Here is an 18468-nt window from a genome sequence, read left to right on the forward strand (position 1 = left end):
TCCGTCAAGCCCGCTGGCATTGTGCCGTAGATGTCAGCAAGCGAGATAGGCTGCTGCCAACATGCACAGCACGATCTGCGCTAGCGTCGAGCACACGCGCATCGATGGGAGGTCGCCATGAACAATGTCCGCCAAGGCACTGCCGCCGAACTCTGGCAAGACCTGCTGCGCGACGCCGGGAAGCGCAGCCATGTCCCGCTGGATGAATCTCAGGAAAGCTATCTGGTATTTCTGCTGTTGCGGCACCAGAACGATCCGCAGCTACTCGCGCACGTGCAGGCGCTGGATTGGCTGCACGCGCAAACGCTGGTCGGACAGTCGCGCGCCGATGCCCTGCGCGACGTCGGCGACCGCTGCCTGCTGATCGCCGGCCTGTTCCCGACGCTGGCGCAGCGCCGCCGGGTCAGCCTGGACTATTTCCTGACCCTGGGCCGCAGCGCCTACCGCGACCTGGCCGACGCCTGCCGCTCGGCCTATGCCGAGCTGTTCGCGCAGCTGGCCGCGCACTACGACGCGTTGGCACAGGTGCTGCGCGGACTGCGCGAGACGCCGCTGCCGGTGCCGGCCGTGGCGCTGGCACCGGCGCGTCGCCCACCGGGGATGCGCGTGCATTGAGCTCAGCGCGGACTTTCCGAACCCGCGGATACGATCCCGAACTCGGCCTCGATCATCGCGTAGAACACCTGCACGTCCTGCTGCCGCAGCAGATCGAGGAAAGCCTCGATCTGCGCGCGCGGGGCCACGAACTCGACCAGCACCGGCTCGGTGCCGGCCAGCTCGAAAAAGCGCTCCTCGCGCAGGGTGCCGTGGCGGCCGAACCCCGCCAGCGCCCGGAACACCGAGCCGCCGGGGATGCCCGACTCCATCGCCTTGTGCAGCAGCCACTCGTACAGCGGCTTGCCCTCGTGGCGGCTGTTCTCGTAGGTATAGACGCGCAGGTGGATGCCTTTCATGCGCTTGCTCCTTGGAATTGGGCCTGCAGCAGGGCGTGGGTGACGGCATAGGCCGCCCAGGTGGCAAGCAGGGACAGGCCGACATGCAGCGCGATGCCGGCGCCGGCCCAGCCGAACTGGCCGCGCATCATCAGCGTGGTGATCTCGGCGGAGAACGTGGAGAACGTGGTCAGCCCGCCGAGGAAGCCGGTCATCAGCGCCAGCCGCAACGCGGGCGGCAGGGCATCGAACTGGTTGAACAGCGCCAGCAGCAGGCCCATCAGCAGGCCGCCGACGGTATTCGCGGCCAGCGTGCCCAGCGGCACGGTGGGGAACAGGGGATTGAGCGCCAGGCCCAGGCCCCAGCGCGCCAGCGCGCCGAATCCGGCGCCGATGAAGATTCCCAGGGCTGCAATGAAATTCACGGCCAGTGCCTCGCATGTGGCCGGCACGCGCAACCCATGATGAGCCTGCGCACCGGTGATCGTCCGGATGGGCAGGCATCATCAGCACCCCGGCGTTCGCGCCGCGTGCAGTTCGCCTGTCGAAACAAGCCGGAGGATGCCTTCTCCTTGCCGGCCATCTTAACGCAGGTGCGGCGCACGGAATGCTGAATTCCAGCGCTGGCCCGGGCGCAGGCCCGTACCCGCGTGCATGCGCGGCACGGATCGGTGATAATTCCTGTACCCGCGGGTTTACCCGCTTCGCCCCCGTTCAGCCAGTGCCCACCAAGCTGCGCGCCGACGCGCCCGCCGCTTGAAGCCGCAGCCGCAGTCCGCGTTTCCCTTCGTACCACCCATATTCAGGACCCAATGCCCACGCCCACTCCCCCGCCGTGCGCCTGTCCGATGTCCGCCTGGGCTATGGCGGCCGCACCATCCTGCGCGGGCTGCGCCTTGCGGTGCCGGAAGGCAGCATGACGGCGGTGCTGGGCCCCTCCGGCAGCGGCAAGTCCACCCTGCTGGCGGCGATCACCGGCGAGCTGGTGCCGGCGCAGGGCACGCTGGAGGTGTTCGGGCAGCCGGTGCCGCGCGATGCGCGCGGCCTGCTGGGGATGCGCAAGCGGCTGGGCGTGCTGCTGCAGGGCAATGGCCTGCTCACCGACCTGACCGTGGCCGAGAACGTGGCGCTGCCGCTGCGCGCCCATTCCGGCCTGGCGGAACCCGAGCTCCAGGCGCGGGTGCAGGCCAAGCTGGACGCGGTCGGCCTGGGCGCGGCGGCCGACCTGTTCCCGCGCGAGCTGTCCGGCGGCATGGCCCGGCGCGCGGCGCTGGCGCGCGCGCTGGCGCTGGACCCGCCGCTGCTGCTGTGCGACGAGCCGCTGACCGGGCTCGACCCGATCGCCAGTGGGGTGGTGATGGCGCTGCTGCGCCAGCTCAACCAGTCGCTGGGGCTGACCTGCATCGTGGTCAGCCACCACGTGCGCGAAACCCTGCCGGTGTGCGACCAGGCGGTGGTGGTCGCCAACGGCACGCTGGTGTTCGACGGCACGCCCGAGGCGCTGCAGGCCAGCTCAGGACCCGCTGCTGCGGCAGTTCCTGGACGGCGCTGCGCACGGGCCGATCGCGTTCGACGACGTCACCGGACAGAGGGCCGCCTGATGCCGCTCGCCGACACCCTGCGCGCACTCGGCCGTGCCGGGCTGTTCGCCCTCTCGGTGCTGCGCGCCTCGCGCCCGGGCCGCGATTTCCTGGTCGAGCTGGTCAAGGAGATCTACAAGGTCGGCGCGCGCTCGCTGCCGATCATCGTGGTCGGCGGCGCCTTCGTCGGGCTGGTGCTGACCCTGCAGGGTTATCGCACCCTGACCACCTTCGGCGCCAGCGACGCGCTGTCCACCCTGCTCGGGCTGTCGCTGTACCGCGAGCTGGGCCCGGTGCTGACCGCGCTGCTGTTCATTGGCCGCGCCGGCAGCTCGATCGCCGCCGAGCTGGGCCTGATGCGCGCCACCGACCAGATCAAGGCGCTGGAACTGATGGCGATCGACCCGGTCGCCAAGGCGGTGGCGCCGCGGTTCTGGGCGGCGGTGATCAGCCTGCCGCTGCTGACCGGGCTGTTCTGCCTGCTGGCGGTCACCGCCGGCTGGTTCGAGGCGGTGCCTTCGCTGGGGCTGGACAACGGCACGTTCTGGTCCGGCCTGCAGGGCAGCGTGGATGCCTGGGACGATTTCGGCGTGGCGCTGCTGAAATCGGTGGTGTTCGGCGGTACCGCGGCGCTGGTGGCGGCCCATGCCGGCTACTACGCCGAGCCCACCATCGAGGGCACCTCGGTGGCCACTACCCGCGCGGTGGTCAACGCCTCGCTGCTGGTGTTGATGCTCAATTTCGTGATGTCGGCGCTGCTGTTCAGGTAAAGCCACGCACCCTCGCGCCTGTCCGCGCGGGAGGCCAATGAAAATCGGGGCGTCCGGGACGCCCTCTTCGTACGTATAGAGGTCGCATATGGCAATCCGTCGCCCCAGGATCGAATTCGCAGTCGGCGCCTTCCTGCTGGTGGCGCTGGCATCCCTGCTGGTGCTCGCGTTCGTATCCACCAACCGCAAGTTCGGCGATGGCGGCGCGCATTATTCGCTGCGCGCCAGCTTCACCTCGATCGGCCAGCTGCGCCTGCAGGCGCCGGTGCGGATCGGCGGGGTGACGGTGGGGCGGGTCGCCGCGATCACGCTGGACCCCAAGACTTACAACGCGGTGGTGACGCTGGACATCGACTCACGCTACCAGCTCCCGGCGGATACCTCGGCCGGCATCTACACCAGCGGCCTGCTGGGCGACAGCTACGTCGGCCTGCAGCCCGGCGGCGATCCCGAGAACCTCAAGCCCGGCGAGCAGATCGCCTTCACCCAGCCGGCGGTGGATCTGATCCAGCTCGCCGGCAAGTACATGTTCGGTGGCGGCGCGCCGACTCCGGCGCCGGCCACGGCCCCCACTCCCACGGAAGCCAAGCCATGAAAACCCTGTTCCTGAGCCTCTCCCTCGCCCTCGGCGTGCCGCTGCTGGCCGCCGCGCCCGCGCTGGCGCAGACCCCGCCGGCCGCCGCCGCCAATCCCGGTCCGCAGATCGTCGCCACCGGCAACCAGATCCTGGCCACCCTGCAGCAGCGCCGCGCCGAGTTCCGCAAGGATCCGGCCGCCCTGCGCCGCTACGTCGATGGCGCGCTGCGCGCCAACTTCGACAGCCTGTACGCCGCGCGCCTGGTGCTGGGCCTCCACGGCCGCGGTGCCAGCGACGCCGACGTCAAGCTGTTCGCGGACGCGCTGGTCGACAACCTGATGCAGCGCTACAGCAGCGCCCTGCTGGATTTCGAGGGCCACCCGCGGCTGCGCCTGAAGGGCGAGACCGCGCTGCCCGGCGGGCGCGGGGGTGAAGGTCTCGACCGAGCTGCTGCGCGACAACGGCGCGCCGGTGCCGGTGGACTACCTGGTGCGCAACAATGGCGGCTGGAAGATCTTCGACGTGATGATCGAAGGCGTGTCCTACGTGCAGACCTTCCGCAGCTCAGTTCGACGGCCCGCTGCAGCAGAAGTCGATCGCGCAGGTCGCCGCCGATCTGCGCAATGGCATCGCCCCTGCGGCGACCAATACGGGCGGGCGCTGACGTCCGCTCGCCCCGGGAGAACGCCGCATGCCGCGTCTGATGCTCACTCCGCTCCTGCTGCTGGCGCTGTCCGGGTGCGCCGGCCAGGCCGTGCACGCGGATGCCCCCCGGCACGCGCGGCTGCACAGGCCCCGGCCGCCCCGGACCAGGCCGCGCCTGTCGCCGCACCCGCGGCCGGCGCGCCCGCCGTCGCCACGGCCAACGCCGCCAGCCCCGCAAAGACCGATGCGGCCGCTGCACCGGCCGCGGACGGCCAGGCGCCCCTGTCCGGCGCCATGCTGGCCGCCAGCGACGCCTCGGCCGACGCCGCGGACGCCGATTACGCCGCGATCTACGGCAGCGCGGGCGTGGGCGGCAGCAGCGACATCACCCCGATCCTGGACCCGTGGGAGCCGATGAACCGCCGCGTCCATGCCTTCAACCTGGCGGTGGACCACGCGGTGATGCGCCCGCTGGCGCGCGCCTATGCCACCGTGGTGCCGGCGCCGGTGCGCACCGGGGTCGGCAACTTTTTCGACAATCTCGGCACCCCGGTCACCTTTGCCAACCTGCTGCTGCAGGGCCGCCCGGGCGAGGCCATCGAGACCCTGGGCCGGTTCCTGGTCAATACCACCATCGGCATCGGCGGCCTGTTCGACCCGGCCGGCAAGGTGCTGAAGATGCACCGCCACAGCGCCGACCTCGGGCGCACCTTCGCGCGCTGGGGCTGGCGCGAATCGCGCTACCTGGAGCTGCCGTTCTTCGGACCGAGCACCCTGCGCGACGCCTTCGGCAAGGCCGGCGATTACGAACTCTCGCCGCTGACCTACGTCGAGGAGGATCGCACCCGGATCGGCCTGCGCGCCCTGCAGGCGGTGGATCTGCGTGCCAGCCTGCTGAACCTGGACGCGCTGCGCCAGGCGGCGCCGGACGACTACACCCTGACCCGCGACGCCTGGCTGGCGCGCCGCCGCTACCTGATCGAGAACGACCGCAGGCATGGCGACGAGGGCATCGATGCGCTGCCGCCGTACCTGATGGATGCGCCGGTGGAACCGGAGAACCCGGAGCCTGCGCGGCAGCCCTGATCCGGCCCGGGCACCGCCTCAGGGCGCCGCGCCGCCCGGCCCGCCCAGGCGCGGCGCGGCATCGCCACCCGCCTCCGCGGCGACGTCCACCTCGCGCAGGCTGCGCTCGATCGCACGGGTGCGCACCCCGGTCTGCTCGATCTGCTTGCTGGCCTGGTCGAGCTTCTCCTTCACCTTGTCCAGCACGTCGCCGAACTTGCCGAACTCGGTCTTGGCCCTTTCGAGAATGCGCCACACCTCGGCCGAGCGCTTCTCGATCGCCACCGTGCGGAAGCCGATCTGCAGGCTGGTGAGCAGCGCCAGCAGGGTGGTCGGCCCGGCCAGGGTGATGCGGTGCTCGCGCTGCATCGCCTCGAACAGCCCGGGCCGGCGCAGCACTTCCGCGTACAGCCCTTCGGTCGGCAGGAACATCACCGCGAACTCGGTGGTGTAGGGGCTGGCCACGTATTTGCGGATCTCGCGCGCCTGCAGCCGCACCGCGCGTTCCAGCGCCTCGCCGGCGGCGCGCACCGCCTCGCCATCGCCGCGCTCCTGCGCGTCCAGCAGGCGCTCGTAGTCCTCGCGCGGGAACTTGGCGTCGATCGGCAGCCACACCGCGCTCTCGCCGGTGGTTCCAGGGAAGCGCACCGCGAACTCCACCCGCCGGTTGCTGCCGGGCACGGTCTCCACGTTGGCGGCGTACTGCTCCGGCGCGAATACCTGCTCCAGCAGCGCCGCCAGCTGCACCTCGCCGAAGATGCCGCGCGATTTCACGTTGGTCAGCACCCGCTGCAGACCGCCGACATCCGCCGCCAGCTTGCTCATGTCACCCAGGCCCTGGTGCACCTGCGCCAGCATCTGGTGGACGCTGGCGAAGCTTTCGGTCAGGCGGGTCTCCAGGGTGGCGTGCAGCTTCTCGTCCACGGTGGCACGCATCTGCTCGAGCTTGCGCGCATTGTCCTCGCGCAGGGTGGTGAGCTGCTGCTCGAGGGTGGCGCGCAGCTCGCCCAGGCGCACCTCGTTGCGCTGGGTGAGCTCGCGCAGGCCGGCCGCGAGCGACTCGGCGTGCTGCTGCTGCTGCGTGGCCAGCTCCAGCCGCGCCTGGCGGGCATCGTGGGTGAGCGCGGCGCGCAGCTCCTCGAGGCGGGCGTCGGTGCGCGCGGTCAGCTCGTCCAGGCGGGTGTCGGTGCGGGTGGCCACCGCCTGCACCTGCAGGCCGAAGCCATCGATGCGCTGGCCCTGCTGCAGGGCGAAGCTGTCGAGCTGGGCGCGCAGTTCGTCGCGGCCTTCGCGCGCCTGCGCGCGCAGCAGTTCGGCCAGGCCCTCGCCGCGGCCGCGAACCAGCAGCAGGGCAAGCATCACGAGCGCGGCCAGCGCCGCCAGCAACAGCACGACCAGAAGCAGGGTGTTCGTCTCCATCGCGCCAGTGTAGCGGCGCGCGGTCGCAGCGCCTGCGACTTCAGCCGGCGCTGATGCCGAAGATCCGGCCGATGCCGGCGGTGACCGCAAGCGCGAGGGCGCCCCAGAGCAGCACCCGCAGCGCGCCCTTGAGGCCGCCGCCGCCGGCGACGCGCTCGGCCGCATAGCCCAGCACGGCCAGCAGCAGCAGGGTGCTGGCGACGATCACGGCGGACAGGCCCGGTGCGGTCCAGAGCCACGCCAGCAGCACCGGGGGCAATGCGCCGACGGTGAACGCGGCGGCCGAGGCCAGCGCCGCCTGCACCGGGCGCGCGCGCTGCAGGTCGTGGATGCCGACTTCATCGCGCAGGTGGGCCGCCAGCACATCGTGCGCGGTCAGCTGCTCGGCCACCTGGCGCGCCAGCGCCGGCTCCAGCCCGCGCCCGATGTAGATCTGGGTCAGCTCTTCGAGCTCCGCCTCGGGATGCTGTTCCAGCGCCTTGCGCTCCATCCGGATATCCGCCAGCTCCGCGTCCTCCTGCGAACTGACCGAGACATACTCGCCGGCCGCCATCGACAGCGCGCCGGCCGCCAGCCCGGCGATGCCGGTCAGCAGGATCGTGCTCGGCGCCGCCTGCGCCGCGGCCACGCCGAGCACCAGGCTGCTGGTGGAGATCAGGCCATCGTTGGCACCCAGCACCGCGGCGCGCAAGCCAGCCCGAGTGCTGGCTGCGATGGACCTCGTGGTGATGGTGGTGGCACTCGGCAGGCATGGGGATCCCTCGGCTCGATTGGGGGCAAGGCGCGCAGCACGCGCGCTCGCGTTCAGTCCAGCACGCGGCAGAATACCGCCTTCAGGTAGCGCGATTCCGGTACCTGCGCCAGCCACGGGTGGTCGGGGCCGGCGCCGGCGACCTTCAACACCTGTACGGTGCGGCCGGCGTAAAACGCGGCGCGGCGCAGCATGTCGAGGAACTGCTCCTCGCTGACCAGGCCGGTGCAGCTGAAGGTGGCAAACAGCCCGCCGGGCTTGACCACGCCCAGCGCCAGCTTGTTCATGTCGAGGTATTTCTTCAGCGCCGGGATGACCTGCTCGCGGTCGCGGGTCATCTTGGCCGGGTCCAGGATCACCACGTCGAAGCGCTCGCCGTTGAGGGCGGCGTCGCGCAGCCACGGGAAGATGTCGGCCTGCACGAAGCGCGGCTTGCGGGTGCCGATCAGCGCCGCGTTGAGATGCGCGTTCGCGCGCGCGATCTCGATCACCGCCGGGTCGATGTCGATGCCCACCACCTCGGCCGCGCCGCGCACCGCGGCGTACACGGCGAAACCGCCGGTGTTGCAGCACAGGTCCAGCACCCGCTTGCCTTCGACCTGCTGGCTCAGCCACTGCCGGTTCTCGCGCTGGTCGGCGAAGAAGCCGGTCTTGTGCGCGCCGGCCGGATCGGCGCGGAACCGGATGCCGTGCTCGGTGACGATGGCCGGTTCGGTGCCCTGGGTGTCCTTGTAGTCGAAGCTCTCCTGCTTCTGTACGTGCTCATCCGCGAAGCTGTGGAAGCGGCAGCCGGGGGAAGTGCGCGCGCAGGGCGTCGAAGATGATGCTGCGCTGCCGCCAGGCGCCGGCGCTGAAGAACTCGACCACCAGCAGGTCGTCGTAGCGGTCCACCACCAGCCCGCTGATGCCATCGCCCTCGCTATGGACCACGCGCCAGGCGTTGGAGATGTCGTCCAGCCGCAGGATCTCGCGGCGCAGCTGCACCGCCTGCCCGATCTTGCGCACGAACCAGCCGGCGTCCACCGCCACGTCGGGGTCGCGCTCCAGCATGCGCAGGGCGATCCGCGAGTGGCCGTTGTAGAAGCCGCGCCCGATGAACGCACCGTCCACCCCGACCACCTCGACGATGCTGCCGGGCTTGGGCCGCTGCGCGGGCTTTTCGACCAGGCGCTGGAAGATCCATGGATGGGTGGAGTTCCAGGCGTTCTTCAGGCGGACGACGGGCAACGGCTCGGACATGGGGCTTGACGACGGGCGGGCGGGATCGGGTATTGTCACCGAAGAAGGGGAGTAATCCCGCGCGCGACGGTCGTCATGACGGGCCGATGTCCTTGCCGGACATCCCGCCCCGGCCCCGCGGCAGGCCGCCGGCCTGTGGATGAGACCTTCGCCGAACGGCGAAGCGCGCCCCTTTTCCATGCGTCCCTGCATGGACGCCTGCGCCGCTCGTACCTTCCCCTGCGGAGCATGGCATGGAGACGATCGCAACCCCCTTTCTCTGGCTGGTATTCGCCGGCGTGGTGCTGCTGGCGCTGGTGGCCGACCTGGTGCTGATGCGCCACGGCGGGCCGCACAAGGTCACGTTCAAGGAGGCTGCCTGGTGGAGCCTCGGCTGGGTCGCGCTGGCGCTGGCCTTCAACGCCTGGCTGTGGTGGGAGGCCGGGCAGCGCTTCGGCGCCGCGGAAGGCGAGCGCATCGGCATGGAGTTCCTGACCGGCTACCTGGTCGAGAAGGCGCTGGCGGTCGACAACATCTTCGTGTTCCTGATGATCTTCGGCTATTTCGCGGTGCCGGAGCTGCAGCGCCAGCGCGCGCTGGTGATCGGCATCGTCGGCGCGATCGTGCTGCGCGCGATCCTGATCTTCGCCGGCGCGCTGCTGCTGGCCCGGTTCCACTGGATCCTCTACCTGTTCGGCGCATTCCTGCTGCTGACCGGGGTGAAGATGTGGCGCGCGGCCGGCGAGGAGCCCGACCTCGAATCCAATCCGGTGCTGCGCTGGCTGACCGCGCACGTGCCGTTCGTGCGCCGCTACGTGGGCAGCGCGCTGTGGATCGGCAGCGGCCGGCGGCGCAAGTTCACCCCGCTGTTCATCGTGATCGCGATGATCGGCATCACCGACGTGATCTTCGCGGTGGATTCGATCCCGGCGATCTTCGCCATCACCGCCGACCCGTTCATCGTGCTGACCAGCAACGTGTTCGCGGTGCTGGGCCTGCGCGCGATGTTCTTCCTGCTGCAGGGCATGGCCGACCGCTTCCACCTGCTGCCCTATGGCCTGGCGCTGGTGCTGGCGTTCATCGGCGCCAAGATGCTGCTGGTGGACCTGTACAAGCCGCCGGTGCTGCTGGCGCTGGGCGTGGTGGCGGCGATCATCGGCACCACCATCGCGCTGAGCCTGCTGCGGCCGCCGGCCGCACGCAGCGGCCACGGCTGAGGGCAGGGCGCGCCTTGCGTCGGCGCCGGCGCGCCCCATGTCGTTGCGATGGACACGCTTGCCGCCACCGCCGCGCGCCAGGACCGCCGCCGCCTGCGCCGCGCCATGCTCGCCAGCGGCGGCTTCGTGCTGCTGCTGTGGGCCTGCTTCCTCGCCCAGCACGCCCTGGACCGGCAGGGCGTGGACTGGGCCGGCCTGACAGTGACCCCCGGCACCGCCGCCGGCCTGGTGGGCGTGTTCACCGCGCCGCTGCTGCACGGCGCGCTGGAGCACGTGCTGGCCAATTCCTTCGCGCTGCTGGTGCTGGGCACGCTGGCGCTGGTGGTGTATCCGAAGGCGACCCTGCGCGCATGGCCGCTGCTGTGGCTGGGTTCGGGGCTGGGCGCCTGGCTGCTGGGCGATCCCGGCAGCCACCACCTCGGCGCCAGCGGGCTTGCCCACGGCCTGGGTTTTCTGGTGTTCACCCTGGGCCTGCTGCGGCGCGACCGCGCGGCGATCGCCGCGGGGATGATCGGCTTTCTGTTCTACGGCGGGATGCTGTTGACCATCCTGCCGCGCGAGGCGGGCATTTCGTGGCAGTCGCACCTGGGTGGCGCCCTGGCCGGCCTGCTCGCCGCTTTCCTGTTCCGCCGCAGCGACCCGCCGCCCGCGCGCGCGCCCTACAGCTGGGAGCTGGAGGAACAGCAGGAAGCGACCGCGCGCGAACGCAGTGCTGCGGATGCCGTGCTGTTCGAACCGCCCGCGGACGTGCCGGTGCTGTGGCAGCGCCCGGCGTTCGTATCGGGTGCAGACACGGTGGCGCCCCTGCGGCGGCCTGCGGCATCGTCCATCGAACCCCCCGCGAGGGGGGGCGATTGACCACCCCGCAGGCAGATCCTCGCGGCCCTCGCGCTCAAACGCCGTAGTCGTCCTGCTCGTATTCACCGCGGCGCAGGGCGTGCACCTGACGCGCCTGCCCCTCCAGCGCCGCCTGCCGGCGGGCGCGTTGGCGCGCGGCGTACCAGAGCAGGCCGGCACCGGCCACCGCCGCGCCCACCAGCAGCGGATTGCGCCGCACGAAACCGCCGGCCACTTTGGTGCCCGCGCGCAGCGCAGCCAGGGCGGCCCCGGTCTCCAGCCACTGCTTGGCGCTGCCCGGCAGGGCCTTGCGCAGGCCGTCGCCGAGCTCGCCCATCAGTTCCCGCGCCCGGTCCTGGGTGTCATCGAACTTGCGCATGCACTCCTCCGTCATCGTTTTTTGCCTGCTGGCCGGGGCAACTATCCACCAGCGTCCGTTGATGGATCGTGAGCGGGATGACGCCGGCGCCATCCGCCGCGCTACCATCTCCGTACGCACTCCCCGAGCGCCGGGGCGACGCCGGGGTGCCCGGCACGCTGGCCGCGCTCGGGCTTGCTTCCGGAAACCCTTGCCCCCTGCTCTTGGAACCTGCTCTTGGGACTGATGGACGCCACCAAGGAGCGCATCTGCGCATGAATCCCTCTGCTTTTCGTCCGCTGCTGGCCGGCATGGCCGCAGTGCTGCTGGCCGCCTGCGCCGGCGCGCCGCCGCGCCTGCCGCCACCGGCGCTGGACGCACGCGCGCCGCTGTCCACCTCGGGCGGCGACGCGCGCGCGGCATGGCCGGTCGCCGACTGGTGGACGCACTACCAGGATCCGACCCTGGACGCGCTGATGCAGCGCGCGCTGACCCAGGCACCCAGCCTGGCGCAGGCACAGGCGCGCCTGGCGCAGGCGCGCGCCGCGATCGCCGCGCAGGCGGCGGCCGGCAATGCCTACGTCGGTGCCAGCGCCGGCCTGCAGCGGCAGCGGATCAGCGAGCACGGGCTGTTCCCGGTGCAGTTCCTCGGCTTCACCTGGTACAGCCAGGCCGATCTCGGGGTGCAGCTGCAGTACGACGTGGACTGGTGGGGCAAGCACCGCGCGCAGGTCGCCGCCGCCACCGACCAGGCCCGTGCCGCCGCCGCGGAGGCGGACGCCGCGCGCCTGGCGCTGACCGCGGCGGTGGCGCAGACCTATTTCGGCTGGCAGGCCGACCAGGCCCGACTGGCCTTGGCCACGCGCGCCATCGAGGCGCAGCAGCGCCTGCTGGCGCTGGCGCGCGCGCGCGCCGCGCGCGGGATCGACAGCAGTGACACGGTGCATGCGGCGGAAGCCGCATTGGCCGCGGCCGAGCGCGCCCGCACCGCGCTCACCGCCAGCGCCGAAGGCCGCCGGATCGCGCTGGCGGCGCTGCTCGGGATCGCGCCGGACGCGCTGCCGGCGCTGCAGGCGCGGCCACTGCCGGCCATGACCGGCGGGCTCCCGGAGGATGCCTCCCTGAACCTGCTGGCGCGCCGCCCGGACGTGGCCGCCAGCCGCCGGCGGGTGGAGGCCGCGGTGCAGGACGTGGCCGCCGCGCGCGCGGCCTTCTTTCCCGATCTCAGCCTGAAGGCGCTGCTCGGCCTGTCCAGCATCGACCTGGGCCAGCTGCTCACCGCCGGCAGCCGGGTGGCCCTGCTGCAGCCGGCGCTGAGCCTGCCGCTGTTCGACGGCGGCCGCCTGCGCGCCGGCTACGGCCTCCGCCGGGCCCAGCTCGACGCCGCGATCGCCGACTACCACGCCAGCGTGGTGCAGGCCGCGCGCGAGGTGCAGCAGCAGGCGCTGACCGTCACCCAGCTGGCCGACGAGGCGGCACAGCAGGCCGCCGCACTGACGGCCGCGCGCGCCATGCAGGCCAATGCCGAGGCGCGCGCGCACGCCGGGCTCGGCGACGACCGCAGCCGCGCCCAGGCCGCACTGGCCCTGCTGCAGGCCGAGGACGCCGCGCGCGTCCTGTCCGCCGCGCGGCTGGCGGCCGACATCGCCCTGATCCAGAGCCTCGGCGGCGGCTATGCCGACCCGTCCGCCGCCGCGCCTTCCCCCGTTTCCAAGGACGCCCCCACGCCATGAGCACGCCGACTCCTTCCGCCGCCCCTGCCGCGCCCAGCAATGGCAACGGAAACGGCAAGCGCAAGCGCGTGTTGCTGGCGATCGCCGCGCTGTTCGCGCTCGCCGGCATCGCCTGGCTGCTGCTGTGGCTGTTCGTGTTCTCGCTGCGGCAGACCACCGACAACGCCTACGCCGGCGGCCACCAGGTCGGGGTGAGCGCGCGCGTGGGCGGTACCGTCACCGCGATCTACGCCGACGACACCGACCTGGTGCGCGCCGGCCAGGTGCTGGTGCGGCTGGACGGCACCGACACCCGACTGGCGCTGCAGCGCGCCGCCGCCGCGCTGGCGCAGGCCGTGCGCCAGGCGCGCCAGGCCGACAGCGGGGCCGCCGCCGCCAGCGCCGCCGAGGCGCAGGCGAAGATCGCGCTGGCGCAGGCCGAGGCCGACTACCGCCGGCGCCTGCCGCTGCTGGCCGAGAAAGCGGTGCCGCCGGAGGAAGTGGCGCATGCGCGCGAAGCGGTGGAGCGCGCACGCGCGGCGCTGGCGCAGGCCAGCGGGCAGGCACGCGCGCAGCGCGCGCTGGTGGAGGGCGTGGCGGTTGCGCAGAATCCGGCGGTGCAGCTGGCGCGCGCCGCCTATGTCGAAGCCTGGGTGGCCGACCACCGCACCGCGATCGTGGCCCCGGTGGACGGCATCGTCGCCGAGCGCGCGGTGCAGGTCGGCCAACTGGTCGCGCCCGGGCAGCCGCTGCTGAAGGTGCTGCCGCTCGGTCATCTGTGGGTGGATGCCAACTTCAAGGAAAGCCAGCTGGACAAGATCCGCCTCGGCCAGCCGGCGACCCTCACCAGCGATCTGTACGGCAGCGGCGTGGTGTTCCACGGCAAGGTGGCCGGCATCGCCGCGGGCACCGGCAGCGTGTTCTCGCTGCTGCCGGCGCAGAACGCCAGCGGCAACTGGATCAAGGTGGTGCAGCGGGTGCCGGTGCGGATCGCGCTGGATGCGAACGACACGTTGCGCGCGCATCCACTGCGCATCGGCCTGTCGATGGAAGTGGACATCGATACCCGCGACCAGTCCGGGCCGCGCCTGCCCCGCTCAGCCGCCGACGGCGGCGGTCAGCCAGACCGATGTGTACGCGCACGACCTCGACGCCGCCGCACGTGCGGCGGACGCCATCATCGCCGCCAACGGCGGACGCTGACGACCGGCCATGGCCGCCGCTGCCGCGACAGACACCGCCGCCCTGCCGCCGCCGGCGGTCGCCGCGAAGCCGCCGCTGCGCGGCGGCGCGCTGGTGCTGCTGACCCTGGCGATCGCGCTGTCCACCTTCATGGAGGTGCTGGACATCACCATCGTCAACGTCTCGGTGCCGACCATCGCCGGCAGCCTGAGCGTCGGCGTGTCCGAAGGCACCTGGGCGATCAGCTCCTACTCGCTGGCCAGCGCGATCGTGCAGCCGCTGACCGGCTGGCTGGCGCGCCGGTTCGGCGAGGTGCGCACCTTCACCGCCTCGGTGACCCTGTTCGTGGTGTTCTCGATGCTGTGCGGGTTCGCTACGAGCATGCCGATGCTGGTGCTGTTCCGGCTGCTGCAGGGGCTGGTGTCGGGGCCGATGGTGGCGCTGTCGATGACCCTGCTGCTGGCCAACTATCCCAACGAGAAGAAGGGGATGGCGCTGGCACTGTGGGCGATGACCGTGATCGTGGCGCCGATCTTCGGGCCGATCCTCGGTGGCTGGATCACCGACAACTATTCCTGGCACTGGATCTTCTTCATCAACGCGCCGGTCGGGCTACTGGCGGCGCTGGTGGTGTGGACCCTGCTGCGCGACCGCGAGACGCCGGTCCAGAAGGTGCCGATCGACCGCATCGGGCTGGCACTGCTGGTGATCGGGGTGGGCTCGCTGCAGTTCATGCTCGACAACGGCAACGACAAGGACTGGTTCAGCTCGCCACTGATCACCACGCTCGGCATCGTCGCGCTGGTCTGCCTGACCTTCTTCGTGGCCTGGGAACTGACCGACGCGCATCCGGTGGTGGATCTGTCGCTGTTCAAGCGCCGCAATTTCCGGGTGGGCGTGATCGCGCTGTCGGTCGGCATGTTCGGCTTCTTCGGCATCAACGTGATCTACCCGCTGTGGCTGCAGACCACGCTGGGCTACACCGCGGAATGGGCAGGGCTGGCGACCGCGCCGGTCGGCATCCTGGCGGTGTTCTTCTCGCCCCTGGTCGGGCGCCTGATCGGCAAGGCCGACCTGCGGGTCATGGTCAGCTTCGCGTTCCTGGTATTCGCCTTCACCACCCACTGGTTCTCCACCTTCACCGCGCAGGCCAGCTTCGACCAGCTGATCTGGCCGCGCCTGATCCAGGGCATGGGCGTGGCGTTCTTCTTCATTCCGCTCAACCAGATCATCCTGTCGGGGCTGCCGCAGCACGAGATCGCCAACGCCTCGGGGCTGTCCAACTTTTTCCGCACCATCGCCGGCAGCATTTCCACCGCGGTCTCGGTGACGCTATGGCAGCACCGCGCCGACTACCACCACGCGATGCTGACCGAGCATGTCACCAGTGCGCGCCCGGCCGCCGAACAGTGGCTGGGCACCCTGCAGGGCGTCGGGATGGGCCGGGCGCAGGCGCTGGCCCTCACCGACCAGACCATCAATCTGCAGGCGTTCACGCTGGCAGTGAACGACCTGTTCCTGCTGTTTTCCGGCCTGTTCGTGGCAATGATCGTGCTGGTGTGGTGGGCGCGCCCGCCGTTCGGCAGCGCCGGCGGCGCGCCGGCGCATTGAGCGGGGCGACGCTCAGGTCCCGCGCGGCTTGGCGCGGTGGGTGGCGGTAGCGCTCCACGGGTCGTCCGGCCATGGATGGCGCGGATAGCGGCCCTTCATTTCCTTCCTGACCTCGGGATAGGTGCGCTCCCAGAACCCGCGCAGATCGGCGGTCACCTGCAGCGGGCGACCGGCCGGCGAGAGCAGGTGCAGGGTCAGCGGCACCCGGCCGTCGGCGATGCGCGGTGTGTCCGCCAGGCCGAACAGTTCCTGCAGCTTGACCGCCAGCACCGGCGGCGCCGGCGTGCCGTCGGCCTCCAGCGCGTACGCGATGCCGCGCTGCAGGCCGGACGGCACGGCGATGCGGGTCGGCGCAAGCGCATCGATCCGCTGGCGCAAGGCCCACGCCAGCCGACCCTTCAGCGCCTCGCCCAGCTCCTCGACCGCGAGCGCGTCCAGCCGGGTCTTGCCGGCGAACGCGGGCGTCAGCCAGTCCTCCAGCGTGGCCAGTAGCGCGGCGTCGGACAGGTCGGGCAGGCCGAGCTCGGGCAGCCACGTGCGCAGGCACTGCACGCGGATGCGCCACTGCGCCAGCGGCTCGCTCCACGGCAGCACGGCCAGGCCCAGGTCGCGCACGGCATCCGTCAGCGCCCGCGCAGCCAGCGCGGGATCGACGCGGCCGGTGGAGTTCGCCGCCAGCACGATGCCGTCGAAGCGGGCGATGCGCTCGCTCACCAGCGCGCGCCGCCCGGCGTCCCAGCGTACTTCGTCGGCTTCGGAGAAATGCGCGGCGAACTCGCGGCGCAGCACCGCCTCGTCCACCGGCGCGGCGCGCAGCAACAGGGCGTCCTTGGGTTCGAGGCGCAGCGCGCTGGCCACCAGCTCAGGGCTCGCCGTACAGCGCGGAGTCCTCCAGCAGGCGCGCGCTGCGCCCGTTCGCGAGCAGATAGCGGCGCGGATCCTGCGGGTGCTGGCGGGCGATGCGGTCGGGAAAGGCATGTGCGAGCAGATCACCCAGCGCGTGCGCCGGAACCGCTGCAGGCGGCAGCGCATCGCAGCGCAGACGGCGGCGCCACTGCCGGGCCGCGGCATCGATCGCCGCCAGCGCACTGCGGCTGGCCTCGGGCGGGAGACGCCCGCTGCGAAACGCGGCCAGCGCCTGCCAGCGCGCGGCCAGCGCATCCGTGCGGCTGCGCAGCGGATCGCGCGCCTCCAACAGTGCGGCCAGATCGCAGGCCAGCGCGAGTTGCTCTGCCGTGCGCGCGGCCAGCAGCATCGCCGCCAGCCGCGGATGCGTGCCCAGCGCCAGCATCCGGCGTCCCTGCGCGGTGATGCCGCCGCTGGCCTCCAGCGCGTCCAGCCGGCGCAGCAGGTCGCGCCCGGCCGCCAGCGCGCCGGGCGGCGGCGGATCGGGGAAGCGCAGCTCGCTGCTGCCCCAGGCCGCCAACTCCAGCGCCAGCGGCGCCAGGTCCAGCTGTGCGATCTCCGGCCGCCGCTGCGGCTCCAGCCGCTGCGACGCCGGCCACAGGCGGTAGGCCCAGCCTGCGGCCACGCGCCCGGCGCGGCCGGCGCGCTGGTCGGCGCTGGCCTGCGCGATCGCCACCACGTCCAGGCGCGAGAACCCGCTGTTCGGGTCGAAGCGCGGCGCGCGCGCCAGCCCGCTGTCGATCACCACCCGCACGCCGGGCAGGGTGACGCTGGATTCGGCCACGTTGGTCGCCAGCACTACCCGCCGGCGGCCGTCGGGCGCGGGCTGCAGTACGCGCGCCTGCTGATCGACCGGCAGCTCGCCGTGCAAAGGCAGCACCTCGGCGGGCAGCCCGGCCTGGGCCAGCAACGCCTCGACCTTGGCGATCTCGCGCTGGCCCGGCAGGAAGACGAGGACATCGCCCGGATGCTGGGTGAGCGCATGCTCGACCGCACGCCGCACCTGCTGTTCCAGCGCCTCGTCGCGGCGCGCCGGGACGTGCGAAATCTCGACCGGGAAGCTGCGCCCGGCGCTGGACAGCCGCGGCGCGTCGAGGAATGCCGCCAGCCGCGCGCCGTCCAGGGTCGCCGACATCACCACGATCCGCAGGTCGGAACGCACCGACGCCTGCACGTCCAGCGCCAGCGCCAGGCCGAGATCGCCTGCGAGGTGACGCTCGTGGAACTCGTCCAGCAGCACCGCGCCGACCCCGTCCAGCAGCGGGTCGTCCTGCAGCATGCGGGTGAGGATGCCCTCGGTGACGACCTCGATGCGGGTGGCCGGCCCGACCTTGTTCTCGAAGCGGATGCGATAGCCGACCGTCTGCCCGACCGTTTCGCCCAGCTGTTTCGCCATGAACCCGGCGGCCGCGCGCGCGGCGACGCGGCGCGGCTCCAGCAGGACGATCTTCCTGCCCGCCAGCCACGGCGCGTCCAGCAGCGCCAGCGGCACCTGCGTGGTCTTGCCCGCGCCCGGCGGCGCCTCCAGCACCAGCCGCGGGCGTGCGGCCAGCGCGGCGAGGATGTCGGGCAGCAGGGGGAGATCGGGAATTGCATGCGCGCATTGTAGGAGTCACGCATGCCAGGCCGTCGCCCTTGCCGCCGGGCCGCGGGGGGATTCGAGCGCGCCATGGATGGCGCGCGGCCGC

12 protein-coding genes, 6 pseudogenes and 1 riboswitch are annotated in these 18468 nt (G+C 71.9%); of the genes and pseudogenes, 11 read left to right on the forward strand and 7 right to left on the reverse strand.

Features of this window, described 5'->3' with window-relative positions:
- Window positions 1–117: 117 nt before the first annotated feature.
- Window positions 118–615, forward strand: a complete 498-nt coding sequence (locus LJB71_RS01415; RefSeq protein ID WP_259302809.1) for a hypothetical protein — start codon at window positions 118–120, stop codon at window positions 613–615.
- A 2-nt stretch (window positions 616–617) separates the two neighbouring features.
- Here LJB71_RS01415 and LJB71_RS01420 read toward each other — a convergent pair whose 3' ends face one another.
- A complete protein-coding gene (locus LJB71_RS01420) occupies window positions 618–953 on the reverse strand; it encodes a DUF190 domain-containing protein (protein ID WP_259302810.1) in 336 nt (111 codons plus the stop codon).
- On the reverse strand, window positions 950–1357 hold the full coding sequence (gene crcB, locus LJB71_RS01425) for a fluoride efflux transporter CrcB (protein ID WP_259302811.1): 408 nt from the start codon (window positions 1355–1357) through the stop codon (window positions 950–952). Before crcB ends, LJB71_RS01420 begins: the two co-directional genes overlap by 4 nt.
- 65 nt (window positions 1358–1422) lie before the next feature.
- A riboswitch (Fluoride riboswitch) is annotated at window positions 1423–1513 on the reverse strand.
- 254 nt (window positions 1514–1767) lie between these two features.
- Between crcB and LJB71_RS01430 the strand changes: the two are divergent.
- The 5 genes and pseudogenes from LJB71_RS01430 to LJB71_RS01450 all read left to right on the forward strand — a co-directional run bounded on the left by LJB71_RS01430 (window position 1768) and on the right by LJB71_RS01450 (window position 5590).
- Window positions 1768–2533 (forward strand): annotated as a pseudogene (locus LJB71_RS01430) (ATP-binding cassette domain-containing protein).
- Entirely contained in the window at window positions 2533–3282 is a 750-nt protein-coding gene (locus LJB71_RS01435; RefSeq protein ID WP_259302812.1) for an MlaE family lipid ABC transporter permease subunit, read from the forward strand. The pseudogene LJB71_RS01430 and the gene LJB71_RS01435 overlap by 1 nt, the downstream one beginning before the upstream one ends.
- Before the next feature lie 88 nt (window positions 3283–3370).
- A complete protein-coding gene (gene mlaD / locus LJB71_RS01440) occupies window positions 3371–3877 on the forward strand; it encodes an outer membrane lipid asymmetry maintenance protein MlaD (RefSeq protein ID WP_259302813.1) in 507 nt (168 codons plus the stop codon).
- A pseudogene (locus LJB71_RS01445) lies at window positions 3874–4523 on the forward strand (ABC transporter substrate-binding protein). Before mlaD ends, LJB71_RS01445 begins: the two are co-directional and overlap by 4 nt.
- Window positions 4524–4798: 275 nt before the next feature.
- On the forward strand, window positions 4799–5590 hold the full coding sequence (locus LJB71_RS01450; RefSeq protein WP_259302814.1) for a VacJ family lipoprotein: 792 nt from the start codon (window positions 4799–4801) through the stop codon (window positions 5588–5590).
- Between the two features lie 18 nt (window positions 5591–5608).
- On the opposite strand, the gene rmuC is transcribed toward LJB71_RS01450, so the two are convergent.
- The 3 genes and pseudogenes from rmuC to LJB71_RS01465 all read right to left on the reverse strand — a co-directional run bounded on the left by rmuC (window position 5609) and on the right by LJB71_RS01465 (window position 8978).
- Complete coding sequence (gene rmuC, locus LJB71_RS01455) at window positions 5609–6988, reverse strand: DNA recombination protein RmuC (protein WP_259302815.1); 1380 nt, start codon at window positions 6986–6988, stop codon at window positions 5609–5611.
- A gap of 40 nt (window positions 6989–7028) precedes the next feature.
- A pseudogene (locus LJB71_RS01460) lies at window positions 7029–7740 on the reverse strand (VIT family protein).
- A gap of 52 nt (window positions 7741–7792) precedes the next feature.
- Window positions 7793–8978: pseudogene (locus LJB71_RS01465) on the reverse strand (class I SAM-dependent rRNA methyltransferase).
- Window positions 8979–9211: 233 nt separating this feature from the next.
- On the opposite strand from LJB71_RS01465, the gene LJB71_RS01470 reads away from it, so the two are divergent.
- The gene (locus tag LJB71_RS01470; RefSeq protein WP_259302816.1) at window positions 9212–10174 is read left to right on the forward strand and encodes a TerC family protein; all 963 of its coding nucleotides are present in this window, start codon (window positions 9212–9214) and stop codon (window positions 10172–10174) included.
- 48 nt (window positions 10175–10222) lie between these two features.
- Window positions 10223–11032 (forward strand): rhomboid family intramembrane serine protease, encoded by an 810-nt coding sequence (locus tag LJB71_RS01475; protein WP_259302817.1) that lies wholly within the window; start codon window positions 10223–10225, stop codon window positions 11030–11032.
- Between the two features lie 34 nt (window positions 11033–11066).
- On the opposite strand, the gene LJB71_RS01480 is transcribed toward LJB71_RS01475, so the two are convergent.
- Window positions 11067–11390 (reverse strand): hypothetical protein, encoded by a 324-nt coding sequence (locus LJB71_RS01480; RefSeq protein WP_259302818.1) that lies wholly within the window; start codon window positions 11388–11390, stop codon window positions 11067–11069.
- 254 nt (window positions 11391–11644) lie between these two features.
- On the opposite strand from LJB71_RS01480, the gene LJB71_RS01485 reads away from it, so the two are divergent.
- The 3 genes and pseudogenes from LJB71_RS01485 (at window position 11645) to LJB71_RS01495 (ending at window position 15874) form a co-directional block, all read left to right on the forward strand.
- Window positions 11645–13102 carry an efflux transporter outer membrane subunit gene (locus LJB71_RS01485; RefSeq protein WP_259302819.1) on the forward strand — a complete coding sequence of 486 codons (1458 nt, stop codon included), beginning with the start codon at window positions 11645–11647 and terminating at the stop codon, window positions 13100–13102.
- Window positions 13099–14085: pseudogene (locus LJB71_RS01490) on the forward strand (efflux RND transporter periplasmic adaptor subunit); the annotation flags it as partial. The gene LJB71_RS01485 and the pseudogene LJB71_RS01490, both read left to right, overlap by 4 nt.
- A 208-nt stretch (window positions 14086–14293) precedes the next feature.
- A complete protein-coding gene (locus LJB71_RS01495; protein WP_259302820.1) occupies window positions 14294–15874 on the forward strand; it encodes a DHA2 family efflux MFS transporter permease subunit in 1581 nt (526 codons plus the stop codon).
- Between the two features lie 12 nt (window positions 15875–15886).
- Here the strand turns inward: LJB71_RS01495 and hrpB are convergent.
- Window positions 15887–18371, reverse strand: a pseudogene (gene hrpB, locus LJB71_RS01500) (ATP-dependent helicase HrpB).
- Between the last annotated feature and the right edge of the window lie 97 nt (window positions 18372–18468).

The sequence above is a fragment of the Thermomonas sp. S9 genome, from assembly GCF_024704365.1.
Lineage (GTDB): Bacteria > Pseudomonadota > Gammaproteobacteria > Xanthomonadales > Xanthomonadaceae > Thermomonas.